At 35.1% G+C, this 16,828-nt stretch carries 14 protein-coding genes and 1 pseudogene; 7 read left to right on the forward strand and 8 right to left on the reverse strand.

Annotated features, from left to right (window positions below):
* Window positions 1-5: 5 nt before the first annotated feature.
* Together gap and pfkA are read right to left on the reverse strand one after the other, a co-directional pair.
* Window positions 6-1,010 (reverse strand): type I glyceraldehyde-3-phosphate dehydrogenase, encoded by a 1,005-nt coding sequence (gene gap, locus VIX88_RS04145; RefSeq protein WP_214194058.1) that lies wholly within the window; start codon window positions 1,008-1,010, stop codon window positions 6-8.
* A gap of 93 nt (window positions 1,011-1,103) precedes the next feature.
* On the reverse strand, window positions 1,104-2,090 hold the full coding sequence (gene pfkA / locus VIX88_RS04150) for a 6-phosphofructokinase (RefSeq protein ID WP_064971154.1): 987 nt from the start codon (window positions 2,088-2,090) through the stop codon (window positions 1,104-1,106).
* A gap of 142 nt (window positions 2,091-2,232) precedes the next feature.
* On the opposite strand from pfkA, the gene VIX88_RS04155 reads away from it, so the two are divergent.
* The 7 genes from VIX88_RS04155 (at window position 2,233) to VIX88_RS04185 (ending at window position 9,532) form a co-directional block, all read left to right on the forward strand.
* Window positions 2,233-2,574: a hypothetical protein gene (locus tag VIX88_RS04155; protein WP_064969944.1), complete on the forward strand. Its 342-nt coding sequence runs from the start codon at window positions 2,233-2,235 to the stop codon at window positions 2,572-2,574.
* Window positions 2,575-2,675: 101 nt separating this feature from the next.
* Entirely contained in the window at window positions 2,676-5,027 is a 2,352-nt protein-coding gene (locus tag VIX88_RS04160; protein ID WP_064969984.1) for a TonB-dependent receptor, read from the forward strand.
* Between the two features lie 37 nt (window positions 5,028-5,064).
* Window positions 5,065-5,634: a hypothetical protein gene (locus VIX88_RS04165; RefSeq protein ID WP_064969946.1), complete on the forward strand. Its 570-nt coding sequence runs from the start codon at window positions 5,065-5,067 to the stop codon at window positions 5,632-5,634.
* A gap of 63 nt (window positions 5,635-5,697) precedes the next feature.
* Window positions 5,698-6,348, forward strand: a complete 651-nt coding sequence (locus VIX88_RS04170) for a porin family protein (protein ID WP_064971156.1) — start codon at window positions 5,698-5,700, stop codon at window positions 6,346-6,348.
* Window positions 6,349-6,501: 153 nt separating this feature from the next.
* Complete coding sequence (locus VIX88_RS04175; RefSeq protein ID WP_014937818.1) at window positions 6,502-7,380, forward strand: IS982-like element ISRa1 family transposase; 879 nt, start codon at window positions 6,502-6,504, stop codon at window positions 7,378-7,380.
* 130 nt (window positions 7,381-7,510) lie between these two features.
* Window positions 7,511-8,845, forward strand: a complete 1,335-nt coding sequence (locus tag VIX88_RS04180; protein WP_064970311.1) for a trigger factor — start codon at window positions 7,511-7,513, stop codon at window positions 8,843-8,845.
* A gap of 306 nt (window positions 8,846-9,151) precedes the next feature.
* Entirely contained in the window at window positions 9,152-9,532 is a 381-nt protein-coding gene (locus tag VIX88_RS04185; RefSeq protein ID WP_154138060.1) for a septal ring lytic transglycosylase RlpA family protein, read from the forward strand.
* 110 nt (window positions 9,533-9,642) lie between these two features.
* Here the strand turns inward: VIX88_RS04185 and VIX88_RS04190 are convergent, their stop codons facing one another.
* The 6 genes and pseudogenes from VIX88_RS04190 to VIX88_RS04215 all read right to left on the reverse strand — a co-directional run bounded on the left by VIX88_RS04190 (window position 9,643) and on the right by VIX88_RS04215 (window position 16,769).
* The gene (locus tag VIX88_RS04190) at window positions 9,643-10,395 is read right to left on the reverse strand and encodes a hypothetical protein (protein ID WP_214194060.1); all 753 of its coding nucleotides are present in this window, start codon (window positions 10,393-10,395) and stop codon (window positions 9,643-9,645) included.
* A 23-nt stretch (window positions 10,396-10,418) separates the two neighbouring features.
* Window positions 10,419-11,150, reverse strand: coding sequence for an MIP/aquaporin family protein (locus VIX88_RS04195; protein WP_214194061.1), 732 nt, complete (start codon window positions 11,148-11,150; stop codon window positions 10,419-10,421).
* Window positions 11,151-11,169: 19 nt separating this feature from the next.
* A pseudogene (gene glpK / locus VIX88_RS04200) lies at window positions 11,170-12,666 on the reverse strand (glycerol kinase GlpK).
* A 56-nt stretch (window positions 12,667-12,722) separates the two neighbouring features.
* Complete coding sequence (locus tag VIX88_RS04205; protein ID WP_064970312.1) at window positions 12,723-14,312, reverse strand: glycerol-3-phosphate dehydrogenase/oxidase; 1,590 nt, start codon at window positions 14,310-14,312, stop codon at window positions 12,723-12,725.
* A gap of 261 nt (window positions 14,313-14,573) precedes the next feature.
* On the reverse strand, window positions 14,574-15,695 hold the full coding sequence (ribB, locus tag VIX88_RS04210; RefSeq protein WP_064970309.1) for a 3,4-dihydroxy-2-butanone-4-phosphate synthase: 1,122 nt from the start codon (window positions 15,693-15,695) through the stop codon (window positions 14,574-14,576).
* A 246-nt stretch (window positions 15,696-15,941) separates the two neighbouring features.
* On the reverse strand, window positions 15,942-16,769 hold the full coding sequence (locus tag VIX88_RS04215) for a TerC family protein (protein ID WP_064970308.1): 828 nt from the start codon (window positions 16,767-16,769) through the stop codon (window positions 15,942-15,944).
* Window positions 16,770-16,828: the final 59 nt, after the last annotated feature.

Here is a 16,828-nt window from a genome sequence, read left to right on the forward strand (position 1 = left end):
AATTCTTATAAAGAAGCAGAGTGTACTAATAAGTCTGTTAATTTATTAGAATAACCTGTTTCGTTATCGTACCAAGATACTAATTTAACAAAGTTAGGAGAAAGCATAATACCTGCATCTTTATCAAAGATAGAAGTTCTCTTATCTCCAATAAAGTCTTGAGACACTACTAAGTCTTCTGTATAACCAAGGATACCTTTAAGCTCTCCTTCTGAAGCTGCTTTAATAGCTGCACAAATTTCATCATAAGAAGCACCTTTCTCTAGTCTCACTGTTAAATCCACTACAGAAACATCAGCCGTTGGTACACGGAAAGACATACCTGTAAGTTTACCATTAAGCGAAGGAATTACCTTACCTACCGCTTTAGCAGCACCTGTAGAAGACGGGATAATGTTAAGAAGTGCTGAACGACCACCTCTCCAATCTTTCATAGAAGGACCATCTACCGTTCTTTGCGTTGCAGTAGTAGCGTGTACCGTAGTCATTAACCCTTCTACGATACCAAAGTTATCGTGAACTACCTTTGCTAAAGGAGCAAGACAGTTAGTAGTACAAGAAGCGTTAGAGAATATTTGCTGGTCAGCAGTTAAATCTTTATGGTTAACTCCCATTACAAACATTGGAGTGTCATCTTTAGAAGGAGCAGATAGAACTACTTTTTTAGCACCTGCATTGATGTGAGCCTGAGCTGTTTCTTTAGTTAAGAACAATCCTGTAGATTCCACGATATAGTCCGCACCTACTTCATTCCATTTTAGATTGTTTGGGTCTTTTTCTGCAGTTACTCTTATTCTTTTACCATTTACCACTAAACCATTCCCTTCTACAGAAACTTCTCCATCAAATTTCCCGTGAACAGAGTCGTATTTCAACATATACGCCATATATTCCGCATTGATAAGGTCATTGATACCCACCACTTCGATGTTATCTCTCTCCATCATTGCGTTGAACACTAAACTTCCGATTCTTCCGAAACCGTTAATTCCTACTTTGATTGTTGACATTGTTTTTTATTTTTTAAAATTAAATTTTCGTATTTACTTCTTTAATAAATTTTTTGGGCATAAAGGTACATTTTTTTAGCCGTATCCCAAAAACTACACCGCCAAAATTTCTGATATCTTCAGTAAATCTTGATTGATTTCATTATGTTTTCTAATAGCATCTTCTATTGGAGTAAAAACGAGCTGATTGGCTCTTATCCCCGCCATCACATTAGTAAGACCTTTTCTAAGTCCTTCTACTGCACCATAACCCAATCTACTTGCCAATACCCTATCAGCACAACTAGGCATCCCTCCTCTTTGGATATGCCCCAAAATAGTTACTCTAATATCGTAGTCAGGGAACTCTTTTTGAGTTTTCTCGGCTAATTCATAGGTAGAAGCCAACTGCTCCCCTTCTGCCACCACTACAATAGACGATGTTTTACCTCGTTTTTGAGCATTATGGAAATTCTCAAACATTTCCTCTAGACTATCCTTTCTCTCTGGTATCAAAATATCTATAGCTCCTGAAGCAATACCGCTATTAAGTGCTATAAAACCTGCATCTCTCCCCATCACTTCCACAAAAAACACTCTGTTATGAGAGGTTGCCGTATCTCTTATTTTGTCTATAGCTTCCACCGCGGTGTTAAGAGCTGTGTCATATCCTATCGTAAAATCAGTACCGAAGATATCATTATCAATAGTTCCAGGTACACCCACCACCTTGATACCATACTCTTCGCTGAAAACTTTTGCTCCTGTAAAAGTACCATCTCCACCAATACAAACCAAAGCTCCTATTTCATTCTTTTGGCATTGTTCAAAAGCCTTTAATCTCCCCTCTACTGTTCTAAACTCTTTAGACCTTGCTGATTTTAGAATTGTACCACCTTGGTTAATAATATTCTTAACAGATCTAGGTCCCATTTTAATCATGTTCCCTTCTATAAGCCCATTGTACCCTTCTCTAATCCCCATACATTCTATACCATAATAATGAGCTGTTCTTACCACTGCCCTTATCGCCGCATTCATACCTGGAGAATCCCCTCCAGAAGTAAGAACCCCTATCCTTTTCAACTTTGATTCTGACATAATTAAATACTTTTTAGCCTAGCAAATATAAGAAATTTTAACTACATTATTTTAAGATTTATATCATATTATTACTTCTACATCTATTCATTACAGTTGATTTATACCCTAACTAAATAAAAGTTTTTTTTACCTTTGCAAAATGTTTTCAGGGAAGCCTTTTTTTAGAAAAGTTACAAGTGTAAGCCTTGCATGGGTTTACGCATTGGCTTTACTGATGGCTAGTGTATTCCACTCGCATCAAGAAACTTTTAATAGTAATTATAATTCTTCCCAAAAACAGCATCATAAAATAATCAATTTAAAGGGAGATGATTGTTCTATCTGTCATTTTTTTATTTCAGGACATTCTCTACTTCCCGAAAAGGTAAACTTTGAAGTTTTAGTATCAGTAGCTACTACACTTATAACAAGCTACAAGACACTGGGCATCCTTCAGAATCAAATTGTTTATTTCTTACTTAGAGGACCGCCTTCCATTTAATAGAAATAATATCATTTTCACTAGGTGTTCTACCATTTGGTTAGGACACGGTTTTAACCTTTTAATTTTCATATCTTTAAATGAAATCAATTTGGATTGGAATGATGTTGTTTTTCAGCACCGTTCTAAATGCACAGCTTTACTTCATAGAAGGACAGATAAGAGATTTGCACGACAATACGCCTTTGGCTAACGCTAAAATAAGCATTAACGGAAAACTCATTATTACTTCTGATACTCAAGGAAATTTTAATTTTTCTTACAAAAAAGGCACTCATCATCTTTTGATAACCCACTTAGATTGTGAACCTTTTACTAAGAAGATAACGCTTGATAGAAACATTAAAATCAATATTTTCCTTGAACATCATACTAATGAAATAGAAACTGTAGTAGTACACGGCATTCATAAAAAGTCGGGAACGGCGGTTATCAAAACATTAGAACAGTCTTTTTTAGAACAAAAAACTACCGAAAATTTAGGCAACATATTGTCTGAAATTTCTGGAGTAAATAATATTAAAACAGGGAATAACATTTCTAAACCTGTTATACAAGGGCTTTACGGTAGTAGAGTATTAGTGATGAACAACGGCATCAAAATGGCAGAACAAGAATGGGGCATAGAACACGCTCCTAGCGTGGACCCCAACGCTTTTGACCATATAGATGTTGTAAAGGGAGCGTCTGCACTAAAGTATGGTGGAGATGCCATAGGTGGCGTTATACTATTAGAAAGCCCTAAATATTCTAAAAAAGACACCCTTATGGGTAAAGTAGCTTTATCAGGTATCAGCAATGGTAAAGGCTTGGCTCTGAATACGGATATTACAAAGACTTGGCAAAACGGTTGGGCTTTGCGTACGCAAGGTTCTGCCAAAAAGCTAGGAGATTTGGAAACGCCCAATTATAGTTTACAAAATACAGGTGCAGATGAAAACGCCTTCCACTTTTCCCTACAAAAAAGAGAATACGAATACGGAATCACAGCTAAATATTCTTTCATCAACCAAAATTTTGGAATTTATAAAGGGGCTCATATCAGTAATGCAAGAAACTTTGCCGATGCCATCAACAACGGACAATCCTACTTTACAGGTAATTTTGGTTATAAAATAGAGAATCCTAAACAAGAAGTTAGCCATCACATTGCTAAATTGGAGGCTTACAAAAGGTTAGGAAAGCTAGGGAAATTTACTTTAGAGTATGCCTTTCAGCAAAATCATAGATTTGAATACGATATTCGTAGAGGAGCGTACAATGATAAACCTGCTACCGATCTACTACTAACTACCCAAAGTTTGGCTCTTTATCATCTATTAGAAAGACCCAACTGGCAGTGGGAAACAGGTCTATCAGGAAATTATCAGGTTAATTTTCCCGACCCAAAAACGGAGCGTTCTCGTTTAATACCAGATTACCACAGGTATGATACTGGTGCTTTTTCTATTTTCAAATATCAAAAAAATCTTTGGAAATGGGAAGCAGCTTTAAGGTATGATATGAATTTCTACGACGTGTATAAATATTACCTTAATAAAGATTGGGTAGCTTACAACCAAGCATTTCAGCAGTTTGTAATTGAAAGCAAAGGCGTGAAAACATTGGTACGTCCAAAACTTTATTATCATAATATATCAGCATCGTTGGGTATGGAATATCAGCCCACTCGCTTTCTTACTACCAAATTTAATTTGATAAGAAACAGCCGAAGTCCTAATATCGCAGAATTATTCGCTGATGGACTACACCACGCTGCCGCCATCATTGAAAAGGGAAGTATGAGCATCAAAAACGAGGAAACCTACCAAGCCCACCTAAGCATTGGTATAAAAACCTCCGTTCTTAATGGCTTTAAACTTAATGTTAATCCGTATTATTTCATTTCCGATAGTTTTATTAACCAAACACCTAACGGAGTGGAAAGTACCATTCGTGGGAACTTTCCTGTATGGCAATATCAACAGATTAAAGCCAAAATGTATGGGATAGACATAGATTCGGAGCTTAACATTACCCCAAAATTACAATGGAATGGAGCAATGAGCTATGTATACGGACAAGATTTAACCCATAATGAACCTCTGATACTTATGCCTCCAATGCAGATTAAAAACGCACTAAGGTATGATAACAAAGGTAAAAAACCGTGGCATATACAAATAGAAAACCTAGTGGTATTTAAGCAGAAAAGGTTTCCTATGAGACTTTTATCCTACGATGTATATGAGAACAATACAATAGCCAAAGAGTGGCTAGACATTAGTACACCACCCGCAGGTTATCAAATTTGGAACCTCAATGCTGGAGCAAAGCTCACTAGAAACATTCAGCTTAATTTAAGTGTTAATAATATATTCAACACAACTTATAGAGAATATCTTAACCGTTTAAGATTTTTCTCTGATGCTTTGGGACGAAATATTATTTTTACTTGTCAATTTAATTTTTAACTATTAACATTTTTAATTTAAACAATTTTAAAACATTATGAAACATTCATTTTTAAAAACCGTAGTATTATCCGCAGTAAGTATTTTAGCCCTCAACTCTTGTAGAGACAATGATGAAGCACCTGCCGATGTACACAACCACGACGAAGTACAATACCTTACCGTTACACTTACCAATACTGCTGATAACAGCACCCAAACCGCTACATTCAGTGCTGAAGGAGCGGATAAAGAGTTAGTTTTAAAAGAAAACAACACTTATGATGTTCAGCTATCATTAGTAGCACCTCATGACGACCATACCCACGATGTTACTGATGAAATCATAGAACTAAAAGAGGAACATTTTTTCACTTACAATTTCTCTAATGTAGCTGTTAAAGTTACTAGAAAAGATGAGGCTGAAAGCACCAGAAAAGATGGTTCTAAAATAGGTCTAAAAACACAATGGCAAGTAACATCTGCTCCAAAAACAGGAGCTAAAGCCAACATTAGACTTTACCACCTCCCAACCTCTGTGAAAATGAGCGGTGCTAATGGAGATGAAGCAGGAACTGTAGTAGGAGGAGAAGAGGATATTGATGCTACTTTTAATATTAAAAAATGAAATATATTTATATATTTGCATTAATATTAAGATGTAATGTTTAACTCAAAAAAATCAAACAAAATGAAAAAAGTATTTTTACTAGGAGCATTAGCTCTGTACAGCGTTACAAATGCACAACTTAAATTTGGTGGAAAAGCAGGATACGCCTTATCCGAAGTCGGAGATACAGGAGCTGTACGCTCTCTAAGTATAGGTGGCACTAGCATTTCTTCTTCTAGCTCATCTACATTTTATGCAGGTTTTCTTGCAGAATACAAATTTACTAACAAATGGGCAGTTCAAGGAGAAATACTATACTCTCCCTTAAAAGGAGTAGAAGAATTCAACAGTAAAACAGGTAGTATCTATACCGATAAAAAACTAACTTACACCTTGAATAATTTGCTGGTTCCTGTATCTGCTAAATACTATGTAATAAAGAATTTAGCTTTATCTGGAGGCTTTAATCTTGGAGTTATTTTATCGGCGAAGGTTAAAGAAAATTCTGAAACCAATATATCTGGTACTGTAGAAAAAACAAACAACACAACTAACATTAAAAAAAACATCAACTCGTTTGATTTTTCACCGTTTATAGGAGCTGAATATAATTTCAGTAATGGGTTGTTCTTAGATACAAGGTACAACATTGGAGTTACCGATTTAGCTAAATCTAAAGATGATAATATCAAAAGTAGACTTTGGCAAATAGGGTTTGGCTACAAGTTTTAGCATTATCTTCCGCAAAAAGAGGCTATTTCAAAAAAAATGAAATAGCCTCTTTATTTATTCATAGCAACCCGTTGTGCATTATGAAATGAAAAAAACAAGAGTTGTTTATTAGACTGAAAATCAGTATATTGTTTTTGCTATAAAACGATATAAATGAACAACATAGAGCAAATATATGAAAGAATTTTGGAAGTTTTAGGACTTTTTTCAGAAAATCAACTGATTAGTTATCAGAGAAGAACACCTAAAATGAGCGATTTAGAAGTCATAAGTCTTAATATTACTGCTGAATACTTGAGTATTGATAGCGAATTACAGTTCTTTAGAAAATTGCCAAACTCTCTGATAAACAAAATTGAAAGAAGTGTTTACAATAAGCGAAAACGAAGACTATCCCTACAAACAGAGCAAATTAGACAGCGTATTTCGATGGAGTTCAATGAGTTTGAAGATATTTTTATCGTTGATAGCATGCCAATGAAAGTTTGTGAAAACGCTCGTTCTACTCGTTCAAAAATTTGTAAAGAGCAATCCTATTCTTCACCAACATATGGTTATTGTGCTTCACAGAAATTATATTTCTATGGCTATAAACTACACGCAGTATGTTCTTTAAATGGTGTGATTAAGAATTTTGATATAAGCCCTGCATCCGTTCACGACATCCACTATTTAAAAGATATTGGTGAGCAAATGCGAAACTGTACTTTAATTGGAGATAGAGGCTATTTATCAGCAAAAGTTCAAATAGATTTATTTAACTATGCTAATATTAAATTAGATACACCAATGAGAAGTAATCAGAAAGATTATATTCCTCAATTTTCATTGTACAAGAAAAAGCGAAAACGAATTGAGACATTTTTCTCTCAACTTTGCGACCAATTTATGATTAAAAGAAACTATGCTAAAACTTTTGAAGGCTTTAAAACAAGGATAATCAGTAAAATAACCGCCGCAACGGTTATTCAATATATCAATAAATTTATCTTCCAAAGAAAATTAAATCATCTAAAAATCAGTATTATTTAAAATGCACAACGAGTTCATAGCATTACTTTCACAATCATTCTAGAGCGAAATATTTTACACCTATTTTTTCATAATATTGCCCAAAAGCCAGTTATTTTTATTATTTTTGCCACTATAAAAATTTCAATTAATGAAGGTTACGAGTAAAAATCACGATGAAGTAAGCGCTTTGCTTACAGTAACTTTGGGTAAAAAAGATTACAAAGACAAAGTTGAAAAACAGTTAATTAACTACGCTAAAAACGCTACTATTCCTGGTTTTAGAAAAGGTAAAGCTCCACTAGGAATGATTAAAAGACAGTACGAAGCTGGATTAACTTACGAAGAAATCAACAAGCAAGTTTCAGAAGGTCTTAATAACTATATCAACGAAAATAAATTAAGACTATTAGGACAACCTGTACCAGTTCCAGTAGAAGAGCTAGACACTAATCAAGAGCAGTTAGAACTTTCTTTTGAAGTAGGTTTTGAGCCAGATTTCAACATTGATTTAGCAAAATATGAAGCTCCTCACTACAAGATAGAGGCTTCTGATAAAGAAGTAGGACAAAGCATAGAGAATATGCAAAAGAGATTTGCAGAGAGAGAAGCTCAAGAAAAAATAACTAAAGATTCTTATATTTCTCTAGAAGTTTCCCAAGTAGTGGAAGAAGATGCAGGAGGAGAACACAACCACGCTCCTAAGCATGTTATCATCAATGCTGAAAACAAAGTAGCTTTTGAATTAGTTAAAAAACTTAAAAAAGACGAATCTGTAAAAGTTTCTAAAGAAGACCTCACTAAAGACGAGGATTTAGCTAAGTTTTTAGGATTTGCTAAAGAAGAAGCAGAACAACTACATCACAATAAAGTTGAAGTAACTGTGAAAGATATTTACAAACTGAACTTAGCTGAACTAAGCCAAGAGTTATTTGATTCTGTTTACGGTAAAGACACTGTAAAGTCTGAAGAAGAGCTTAAAGCTAAAGTAAAATCTGAATTAGACGAATATTTCCAACAGAATGCAGATGTACACTTTGTAAATAAGGTATTAGAGCAAATTACCGAGAAAGAAGAAGTAAAACTTCCAGAGGCTTTCTTAATTAAGTGGTTGATGTTCTCTAATCCAAATATTGCAACAGAGGAACAAGCTAAAGAAATATTTGAAGCAGAAAAGAACCAAATTAAATATCAAGTTATTGAAGGTAAGCTAATGTCTGACAATGATGTTAAGATAGATTATGCTGATGTTTTAGCACAAGCTGAACAATTAGTGAGAAATCAATTAGCTATTTATGGTATCCACCATCTTTCTGATGAGGAAATCCAAAAATATGCCGTAGAAATGCTTAAAAATCAAGAGCAAGTAAGACAAATATCTTCAGAAGTAGCTATGGCTAAACTAAAAGATGTTATCTTAGAAAAAGCTTCTAAAAAGGAAAGCAAAATCTCTCACGATGATTTCTTAAAAGAAATCCAGGGTTAGTATTACCCTTGAATTTGATATAATTTTCAAAACCTCACTTTATATAAAGTAAGGTTTTTTTATTTCTCATAATCAACTACTTAAACAAATACAATATAAATTCTATTCGATGCATTATTAAAATAATTAACATTGAATACTCTTTTTTAACATTTTTTAACAATCTTTCAAAATTGCTTTAAATAAAGGTTTTTGAAAATAATTTAACATTTTATTAATATATAGTTAACTATTATTAACATATAAATATGGTGAGTAGGGAGACTAAGTATAAATTTGCCCCCGTAAAACAAATAAAAATTCAAAATGATGAAAAGAACAATTCTCGTAATCATAATGATTATTTCTTTTGTAGGAGTTTATTCGTTTAAAAGTAATAATGATGAAACAGGCAGTAGCTACGCTTCTTATTACCACGATAAATTTAATGGAAGAAAAACAGCAAGTGGTGAAATTTTTAACAATAATGAACTCACTGCCGCTCATAAGAGATTACCATTCGGAACATTGGTAGAAATAACTAACCTTAGAACTGGTAAAAGTGTAGTAGTTAGGGTAAATGATAGAGGGCCTTATGTTAAAGGACGCTCTTTTGACCTCAGCAAAGCCGCTTATAACGCCATAGGAGATCACAGAAGAGGTACAATGCCTATTACTTATAAAGTTCTAAGTGAAGACGAAATTTAATCAAAACAACTAAAAGAAAAAGCTCATCTTACTAAACATAAGATGAGTTTTTTTGTTTTAATAAAATCCTTGCCGTTTTTCTATAGAGAAAAGGCAAGGATTGACTAATTTTAGAATACAGTAGCTGCTAACTGTACCCTAGCATGCTTTAATGAAGGATTCCACATACTAGTTACAGATACTGGGATACTGTAGCTTTCTGACAGATTGAAAGTCTTTTTAGTAGTGAAACCTACATTTACTAAATCAAACTTATTTTTCCCATAAATATGAGTTTCCCCATTAAGAGAAAATCCTACCCCTACAAATGGAGACACCGTAACCTCTCTACCTGCATCTATATCATAAGCCGCTTGCACATAAGTTGAGTAACGCTGTTTGGTATTATCATTTTCTCTATCTACCATACCAAACAAGAAAACATCTGCTTCCAAAGTTAGTGGTAATTCTTTACCTAAATAATAGGAAGTTCTCAAATCTAATATATGCCCAGACTGCCTTGCATTATAGTTCCAAATTCCTTTGCCATAACGGTCATTAACATCATTAAATAAATCCCACAAAGCAACCGTTAGCCCATTCTTAGAATACTGTACAAAATAATCTATCTCCTTATACTGGGTCTGTCCGCCTTCTCTATTTGTCATTGCCATTCCGCCCCAAGTACCTACTTTAAACACACCTTCTTTATCCAAATTAATTGCTGTATAAACTGCTGTAATTGGCTTATCAGAAATTACCAACCCTCTCCACAAATGGTTAGTTTGAAGGTTAGCTGTAAAATCAACTCTTGGTTTTTCTTTCTCTTGTGCTGACATACCTAAAGAAAGAAAAGAGGTAAGTATTAATACTATCTTTTTCATCTTAATTTAAAATTTAAGTATTTTTACGATAATGCTGTATAACACAATGCTGCCAATGCACAACCAATAATAGGTCCTAACACTGGTATCCACGCATAGCCCCAATCACTACTTCCCTTAATAGGTAATATTGCGTGCATGATACGAGGTCCTAAATCACGAGCTGGATTTATTGCATATCCTGTAGTTCCTCCTAAAGAAAGACCTATCACCCAAACAATAATAGAAACCGGCAATGCACCTATTGAGCCTAGACCAATAGTAGCACTTCCCATAGTATCAGAATTAAAAGTAGGGTTTGCTAAGTAAAATATTAAAAATATCAATAAGAAAGTTCCTATAATTTCAGATAATAGATTACTTAAAGGCTTTCTAATCGCTGGTCCTGTGCTAAAGCAAGCCAACTTACCACCCTCATCTTCTGTAATATCAAAATGATCTTTGTAGAATACCCAAACCAAAAATGCTCCCAACATAGCACCTAACATTTCTCCAGCTATATAAGTAGGTACCTCTTGCCAAGCGAATTTACCCGCAATAGCCAACCCTAATGTTACCGCTGGATTAAGGTGAGCTCCACTTATGGGACCTGCAATAGTTACTCCTGCAAACACAGCAAATGCCCATGCCGTAGTAATAACTATCCAACCTGAATTATTACCTTTAGTTCCGTTAAGAACTACATTTGCTACTACGCCGTTTCCTAATAAAATTAGAACGGCTGTTCCTATAACTTCAGCTATAAATGGTGTCATAATTTTAAAGTTTTAAAGATTAATCTTCTTCCCAGTTTTGAACTCTTTTTACTGCTTTATGCCAATAGTGAAGCATTTTATCAGCTTTTTCTCTTTCCATTTTTGGTTCAAATTCTCTATCTACAATCCATTGAGATTTAATATCATCTATACTATCCCAATAACCTACCGCTAATCCAGCCAAATAAGCCGCTCCCAGAGCCGTAGTTTCTAAAGTTTTAGGACGAATGATTTTAAACCCAAATAGGTCAGCCTGTATTTGCATCAACAAATTACTCGCTGTAGCACCACCATCTACTCTTAATTCTTTTGATTTTTCACCTGCATCTGCTTCCATTGCCTTTACAATATCATATACTTGGTAAGCAATACCTTCAAGTGTTGCTCTAGCAATATGCCCATCAGTAGTACCTCTAGTAATTCCTAAGATACCTCCTCTAGCATACTGATCCCAGTACGGTGCACCTAAACCTGTAAGTGCTGGTACGAAGTAAACACCACCATTATCCTCCACTGTTTCTGCTAAACTATTGATAGCAGGAGCTGTACGCACCAGCATCAATCCATCACGAATCCACTGTATTGCAGCACCACCTACAAACACACTACCCTCTAAGGCATAAGTTGTTTGCCCGTTAATCTTCCAAGCAACCGTAGTAAGTAAGTTGTTTTTAGACATTACGGCTTTATCTCCTGTATTCATTAACAAGAAACACCCTGTACCATAAGTATTTTTTACCATACCAGGTTCTGTACACATCTGCCCAAATAGAGCCGCCTGTTGATCTCCTGCAATACCTGCAATAGGTATTTTAGTAGAGAATAGCGTAGTAGATGTTTCGCCGTATACCTCACTACTTTGTTTTACTTCTGGAAGGATTTCTTTAGGAATATCAAATAATGCCAATAATTCATCATCCCATTTCATATCTCGGATATTGAACAGAAGCGTTCTACTAGCATTAGATACATCGGTAATGAACATTTTGCCTCTAGTCAGTTTAAACACTAACCATGTATCTACTGTACCAAAACAAAGTTTACCTTGCTTTGCTTTTTCTCTCGCACCTTCTACATTATCTAATATCCATTTCAGCTTTGTTCCAGAGAAATAAGCATCTAGCACCAGCCCTGTTTTTTCTTTTATCATTTCTGCATGACCTTGCTCTTTAAGTTGGTCGCAGTATTTAGAAGTTCTTCTATCTTGCCAAACAATAGCATTGTAGATAGGCTCTCCTGTTTCTCTATCCCAAACGATGGTAGTTTCTCTTTGGTTTGTAATTCCTATAGCAGCTACTTCTCACCCAGTAATACCTGCTTGAGCAATAACTTCTGCTGCTACAGAAATCTGCGAAGACCATATCTCGTTAGCGTTGTGCTCTACCCAACCTGGTTTTGGGAAAATCTGTTCAAATGGTTTCTGAGAAATCTTTACAATTTCTCCATTGTGATTGAATAAAATCGCTCTCGAAGAGGTTGTCCCTTGGTCAAGAGCTAAAATTAACTTGTCTTTCATAATTCACTTAATATTTGGATTACACTTTTTATTAAATTCTTTATTAAGAAGGTATTTTATTTTTGAGCCGTATACGGAACTAATAGATATCCCTCCGCTAAAGTTACAAAATTTTTCACTTGGTCATCTATCCATTGTTGATTTTTTCCTAACTCTTGTGCCATAAACTGTGCTACTTTCTCAGCTACATCTATCGCTGCACGAGCGTCTAAGAATAGTAATCTTACTCTTCTTGCAAGTACATCTTCTACCGTTTGTGCCATTTCTTGATGCACAGCCCAATAGACCTCAGCTAAAGTATAAGGGTAGTCTTTGTGTAATTTTTCAGAAAGTCTTCCATCTTCATTCATTAGCTTTTGAATATGAGGAATATCCGAACCATAAACATAAAGGTGATTAGACATATCTACCTTTTCTGCAGGAATATTACCATGTATAGAAAGATGTTCTGTATTACAAGGTTTCTTTTCTATATTGCTATGTACCTTAAGAGCTTCGTCTATGGTATCTTCTGCCATTTTTCTATAAGTAGTCCATTTACCTCCCGTAATGGTAACAAGCCCTGTTTCTGATACTATTACTTTATGACTTCTAGAGACTTCTTTTGTGCTTCCGCCTTCTTTGTCTGGAGCAGCAAGAGGACGAAGCCCTGCAAATACAGATTTTACATCTTCACGAGTAGGTTTTTTCACTAAGAATCTTCTGGCTGTTTCTAGCACAAATTCTATTTCTTTCTCCAAAGCCTTTGGTTCAAAACTAGGTTCTTCTATAAGTGTGTCTGTAGTACCTACCACTACCTTATCATGCCAAGGTACAGCAAATAACACTCTACCATCTGAAGTTTTAGGTATCATTAACGCATCATTTGAAGGTAAGAAAGATTTATCTAAAACCAAATGAATACCCTGACTAGGCACTACAAATTTTTTGTGTTTAGGGTTATTCATATTAAGAATGTCATTGGTAAATACCCCTGTTGCGTTTACCACAACTTTAGCCGAAAGTTCATACTCTTCTCCTGAGAGTTCATCTCGCATTTTTACACCAGAGATTTTACCTTTCTCATCTTTAAGCAAGTCTATCACTCTAGCATAGTTTAATACAGCTCCTCCTTTTTCAACGATTGTCTGTGCTATATTAAGGGCTAACCTCGCATCATCAAACTGTCCATCTTGATAAACTACCCCACTAGATAAACTTTTAGGCTCTACCGTAGGCAACTTTTTAATGGTTTCGTTTTTATTGATATACCTTGTTTTACCTAAACTTAAACTTCCTGCTAGAAAATCATAGACAGAAAGTCCTATCTTGTAGTAAGGTCCTCCCCACCAAGTATAATTAGGAATAACAAAAGACTGATTTTTAAATAAATGAGCCGCATTTTTCGCTAAAAGCCCTCTTTCTCTAAGAGCCTCTTTTACTAGACCCACATCTCCCTGCGCTAAATATCTAACACCACCATGCACTAGCTTTGTACTCCTACTAGAAGTCCCTTTAGAAAAATCGTGAGATTCTAGCAATAGCGTTTTATACCCTCTACTAGTGGCATCAAGTGCTGCACCTAGACCACTTGCTCCTCCACCAATCACAATAAAGTCCCACTGAGAAACTTTGTTTAACTCTAAGATAAAACTATTTCGATTCATTTTGAAAGTATTTTTGTTTAACTTCACTTTAATTCACTAACAAATATAAAAGAAAAAAAATCGAAACTAAAAGAAATAAATTTTAAAAACTGTTAAATATCATCATCTTAAAAAAAGAAATACATACTTACACAAAGTAAACAAACTATACTTTTAAAAACTCAATAAAACATTCAAACCACAAAAAAGCCGAAAGGCAAATGCACTTTCGGCTTTCAATTAACCATTAAAATCTTATTATGAAAACTTTGTTACAATAATCTAGAGCTGTACCATTTCGGTAACTTCTACATCATAACCTGAAATCACAGGTTTCTGATCTGGATTTTGAGTAATTACTCTAAATTTAGTTATCCCTAAATGTTTTAAAATTTGTGTACCTACCCCATACTCCATATAGTTAGCAGAAAGTGTAGGACGCTGTACTTGACCATCTTGATAATCTAAAAACTGCTGGAGTTTTCTCATCGTATTTTCTGCATTAGAGACATTATTGATAAATATAATAGCTCCCTTACCTTCCTCATTTATCATTTTGGTAACCTTTTCCAAAAGATTTTGCTCTCCAGAAATAAACCTGCTCAATACATCAAAATAGGAACTAGAGCTCTGTACTCTTACTAAAATTGGTTCATCTTCCGTCCACTCTCCTTTTGTGAATGCAAAATGGATTTGCTCAGTATGTTTTTCTTGAAACGCATGGAATTTAAACTCTCCGTAAAGTGTCTTTACCGTTCTTTCTTCTATTTTATTTACTAAATCTCCTTTTCTAAGACGGTATTCTATCAAATCCTCTATAGAAACTATTTTAAGGTCGTGTTTTTTTGCCAACTCTACCAATTGTGGCAATCTTGCCATCGTCCCATCATCATTCATAATTTCGCAGATAACGCCACCTTCTTTCAGTCCTGCTAGTTTGGTAAGGTCTATTGCAGCTTCGGTGTGCCCTGCTCTTTTTAGAACCCCTCCTTTTTTAGCTCTAAGCGGAAATATATGTCCTGGACGCATAAAGTCGGTTGGTTTAGTAGAGCTATCCATAAGTGCTAGAATAGTCTTTGCTCTATCACTCGCCGAAATACCTGTAGAGACACCCTCCCCTAACAAATCTATAGATACGGTAAAAGCCGTTTCTTTAGGGTCGCTGGTGCGGGATACCATAATATCTAGCCCTAGCTCATCACACCTTTCCTCTGGAAGTGGTGTACATATAAGCCCACGACCATAGATAGTCATAAAATTGATGATTTCTGGTGTTGTAAGCTCCGCTGCAGAAAGAAAATCACCCTCGTTTTCTCTGTTTTCGTCATCTACAACAATGATGATTTTTCCGTTTCTAAGATCCTCCAATGCTTCTGGAATGGTATTGAGTTTTATATCTGACATCTCGTAATTTTATATTGGAAACAAAGATAATAGGATTAAAGGGTTCTGGCAAATTTTTGGAACAGATACTGAATGTATGTAATAACTACTATATTTCCAAGGCATTGCGTGAGGACGAAGGGCATTGTTGGAGCTCATAATAAAACCCCAAGAAGCTTTTCTCTTGGGGTTTTATTATAGCGACTGCCCGAAGACCGACCCTAGCAGAGGGACTAAGCCTAGGCAAGGGGCACGCCCACATAAAAACTATAATTGGTCTATTTTTTCAGAATTGTGTAATTCTACTGGTTTACCTTTTTTACGAAGTTTCATATTGATGAATTCTACCGCTAATGAGAAGAAAATAGCAAAATACAAATACCCTTTAGGAATTACACCCACCTCTTGGTCAAACAAGGAGAAATGCCCTAAGTGAGAAGCCTCGGCAAGTAACATCACCCCTATCAAAATAAGGAATGAAAGCCCCAAAATCTGAATAGTAGGATGCTGATTAACAAAATTACTTACAGGTCCTGCAAATACCATCATAATCACTACGGAAATCACTACCGCCAAAATCATTATCGTTAATGCTCCAGCCTCCCCATACTGATTGAAACTTACCAAACCTACCGCTGTAAGGATACTATCAAAAGAAAACACCAAGTTAAGTGCAGCTATCTGTGCGATAGCAGAACCTAAAGAGGTTTTACCTGTGCCTGAAACTTTAAGTTCTTCCTCCCCTTCTAGTTTATGGTGAATTTCTGATACGGATTTGTAAAGCAAAAACAATCCTCCTATAAATATAATTAAACTCTGCCCCGTAACGCTACCGTGAAACCAAGACAAATGCACTCCAAATAACTCATTATTAAGACTTACTACCCACTTAATCCCAAATAACAATACTACCCTAAATACCATAGCCAAAAGCAACCCTATATTTCTTGCTTTTTTCTGGTCTTTGGGCTCTATTTTATTGGATACTATAGAGATAAAAACAATGTTATCTATCCCCAATACTATTTCTAAAAAAGTCAGCGTTAAGAGTGCTATCCAAGCATCGGCTGATGAAAATACTTCTAAAAATTCCATTATTTATTTCATTTGAATTAAGGGCGTAAAATTAGAAAAGTTTTTGAGACCAAAGAAAA

Source organism: Riemerella anatipestifer (assembly GCF_035666175.1).
In the GTDB taxonomy this organism is placed as follows: Bacteria; Bacteroidota; Bacteroidia; order Flavobacteriales; family Weeksellaceae; genus Riemerella; species Riemerella anatipestifer_D.

Coding starts and splice junctions, on each gene's coding strand:
- gap (WP_214194058.1), bottom strand. CDS start 1,010: ATGTCAACAATCAAAGTAGGAATTAACGGTTTCGGAAGAATCGGAAGT.
- pfkA (WP_064971154.1), bottom strand. CDS start 2,090: ATGTCAGAATCAAAGTTGAAAAGGATAGGGGTTCTTACTTCTGGAGGG.
- VIX88_RS04155 (WP_064969944.1), top strand. CDS start 2,233: ATGTTTTCAGGGAAGCCTTTTTTTAGAAAAGTTACAAGTGTAAGCCTT.
- VIX88_RS04160 (WP_064969984.1), top strand. CDS start 2,676: ATGATGTTGTTTTTCAGCACCGTTCTAAATGCACAGCTTTACTTCATA.
- VIX88_RS04165 (WP_064969946.1), top strand. CDS start 5,065: ATGAAACATTCATTTTTAAAAACCGTAGTATTATCCGCAGTAAGTATT.
- VIX88_RS04170 (WP_064971156.1), top strand. CDS start 5,698: ATGAAAAAAGTATTTTTACTAGGAGCATTAGCTCTGTACAGCGTTACA.
- VIX88_RS04175 (WP_014937818.1), top strand. CDS start 6,502: ATGAACAACATAGAGCAAATATATGAAAGAATTTTGGAAGTTTTAGGA.
- VIX88_RS04180 (WP_064970311.1), top strand. CDS start 7,511: ATGAAGGTTACGAGTAAAAATCACGATGAAGTAAGCGCTTTGCTTACA.
- VIX88_RS04185 (WP_154138060.1), top strand. CDS start 9,152: ATGATGAAAAGAACAATTCTCGTAATCATAATGATTATTTCTTTTGTA.
- VIX88_RS04190 (WP_214194060.1), bottom strand. CDS start 10,395: ATGAAAAAGATAGTATTAATACTTACCTCTTTTCTTTCTTTAGGTATG.
- VIX88_RS04195 (WP_214194061.1), bottom strand. CDS start 11,150: ATGACACCATTTATAGCTGAAGTTATAGGAACAGCCGTTCTAATTTTA.
- VIX88_RS04205 (WP_064970312.1), bottom strand. CDS start 14,312: ATGAATCGAAATAGTTTTATCTTAGAGTTAAACAAAGTTTCTCAGTGG.
- ribB (WP_064970309.1), bottom strand. CDS start 15,695: ATGTCAGATATAAAACTCAATACCATTCCAGAAGCATTGGAGGATCTT.
- VIX88_RS04215 (WP_064970308.1), bottom strand. CDS start 16,769: ATGGAATTTTTAGAAGTATTTTCATCAGCCGATGCTTGGATAGCACTC.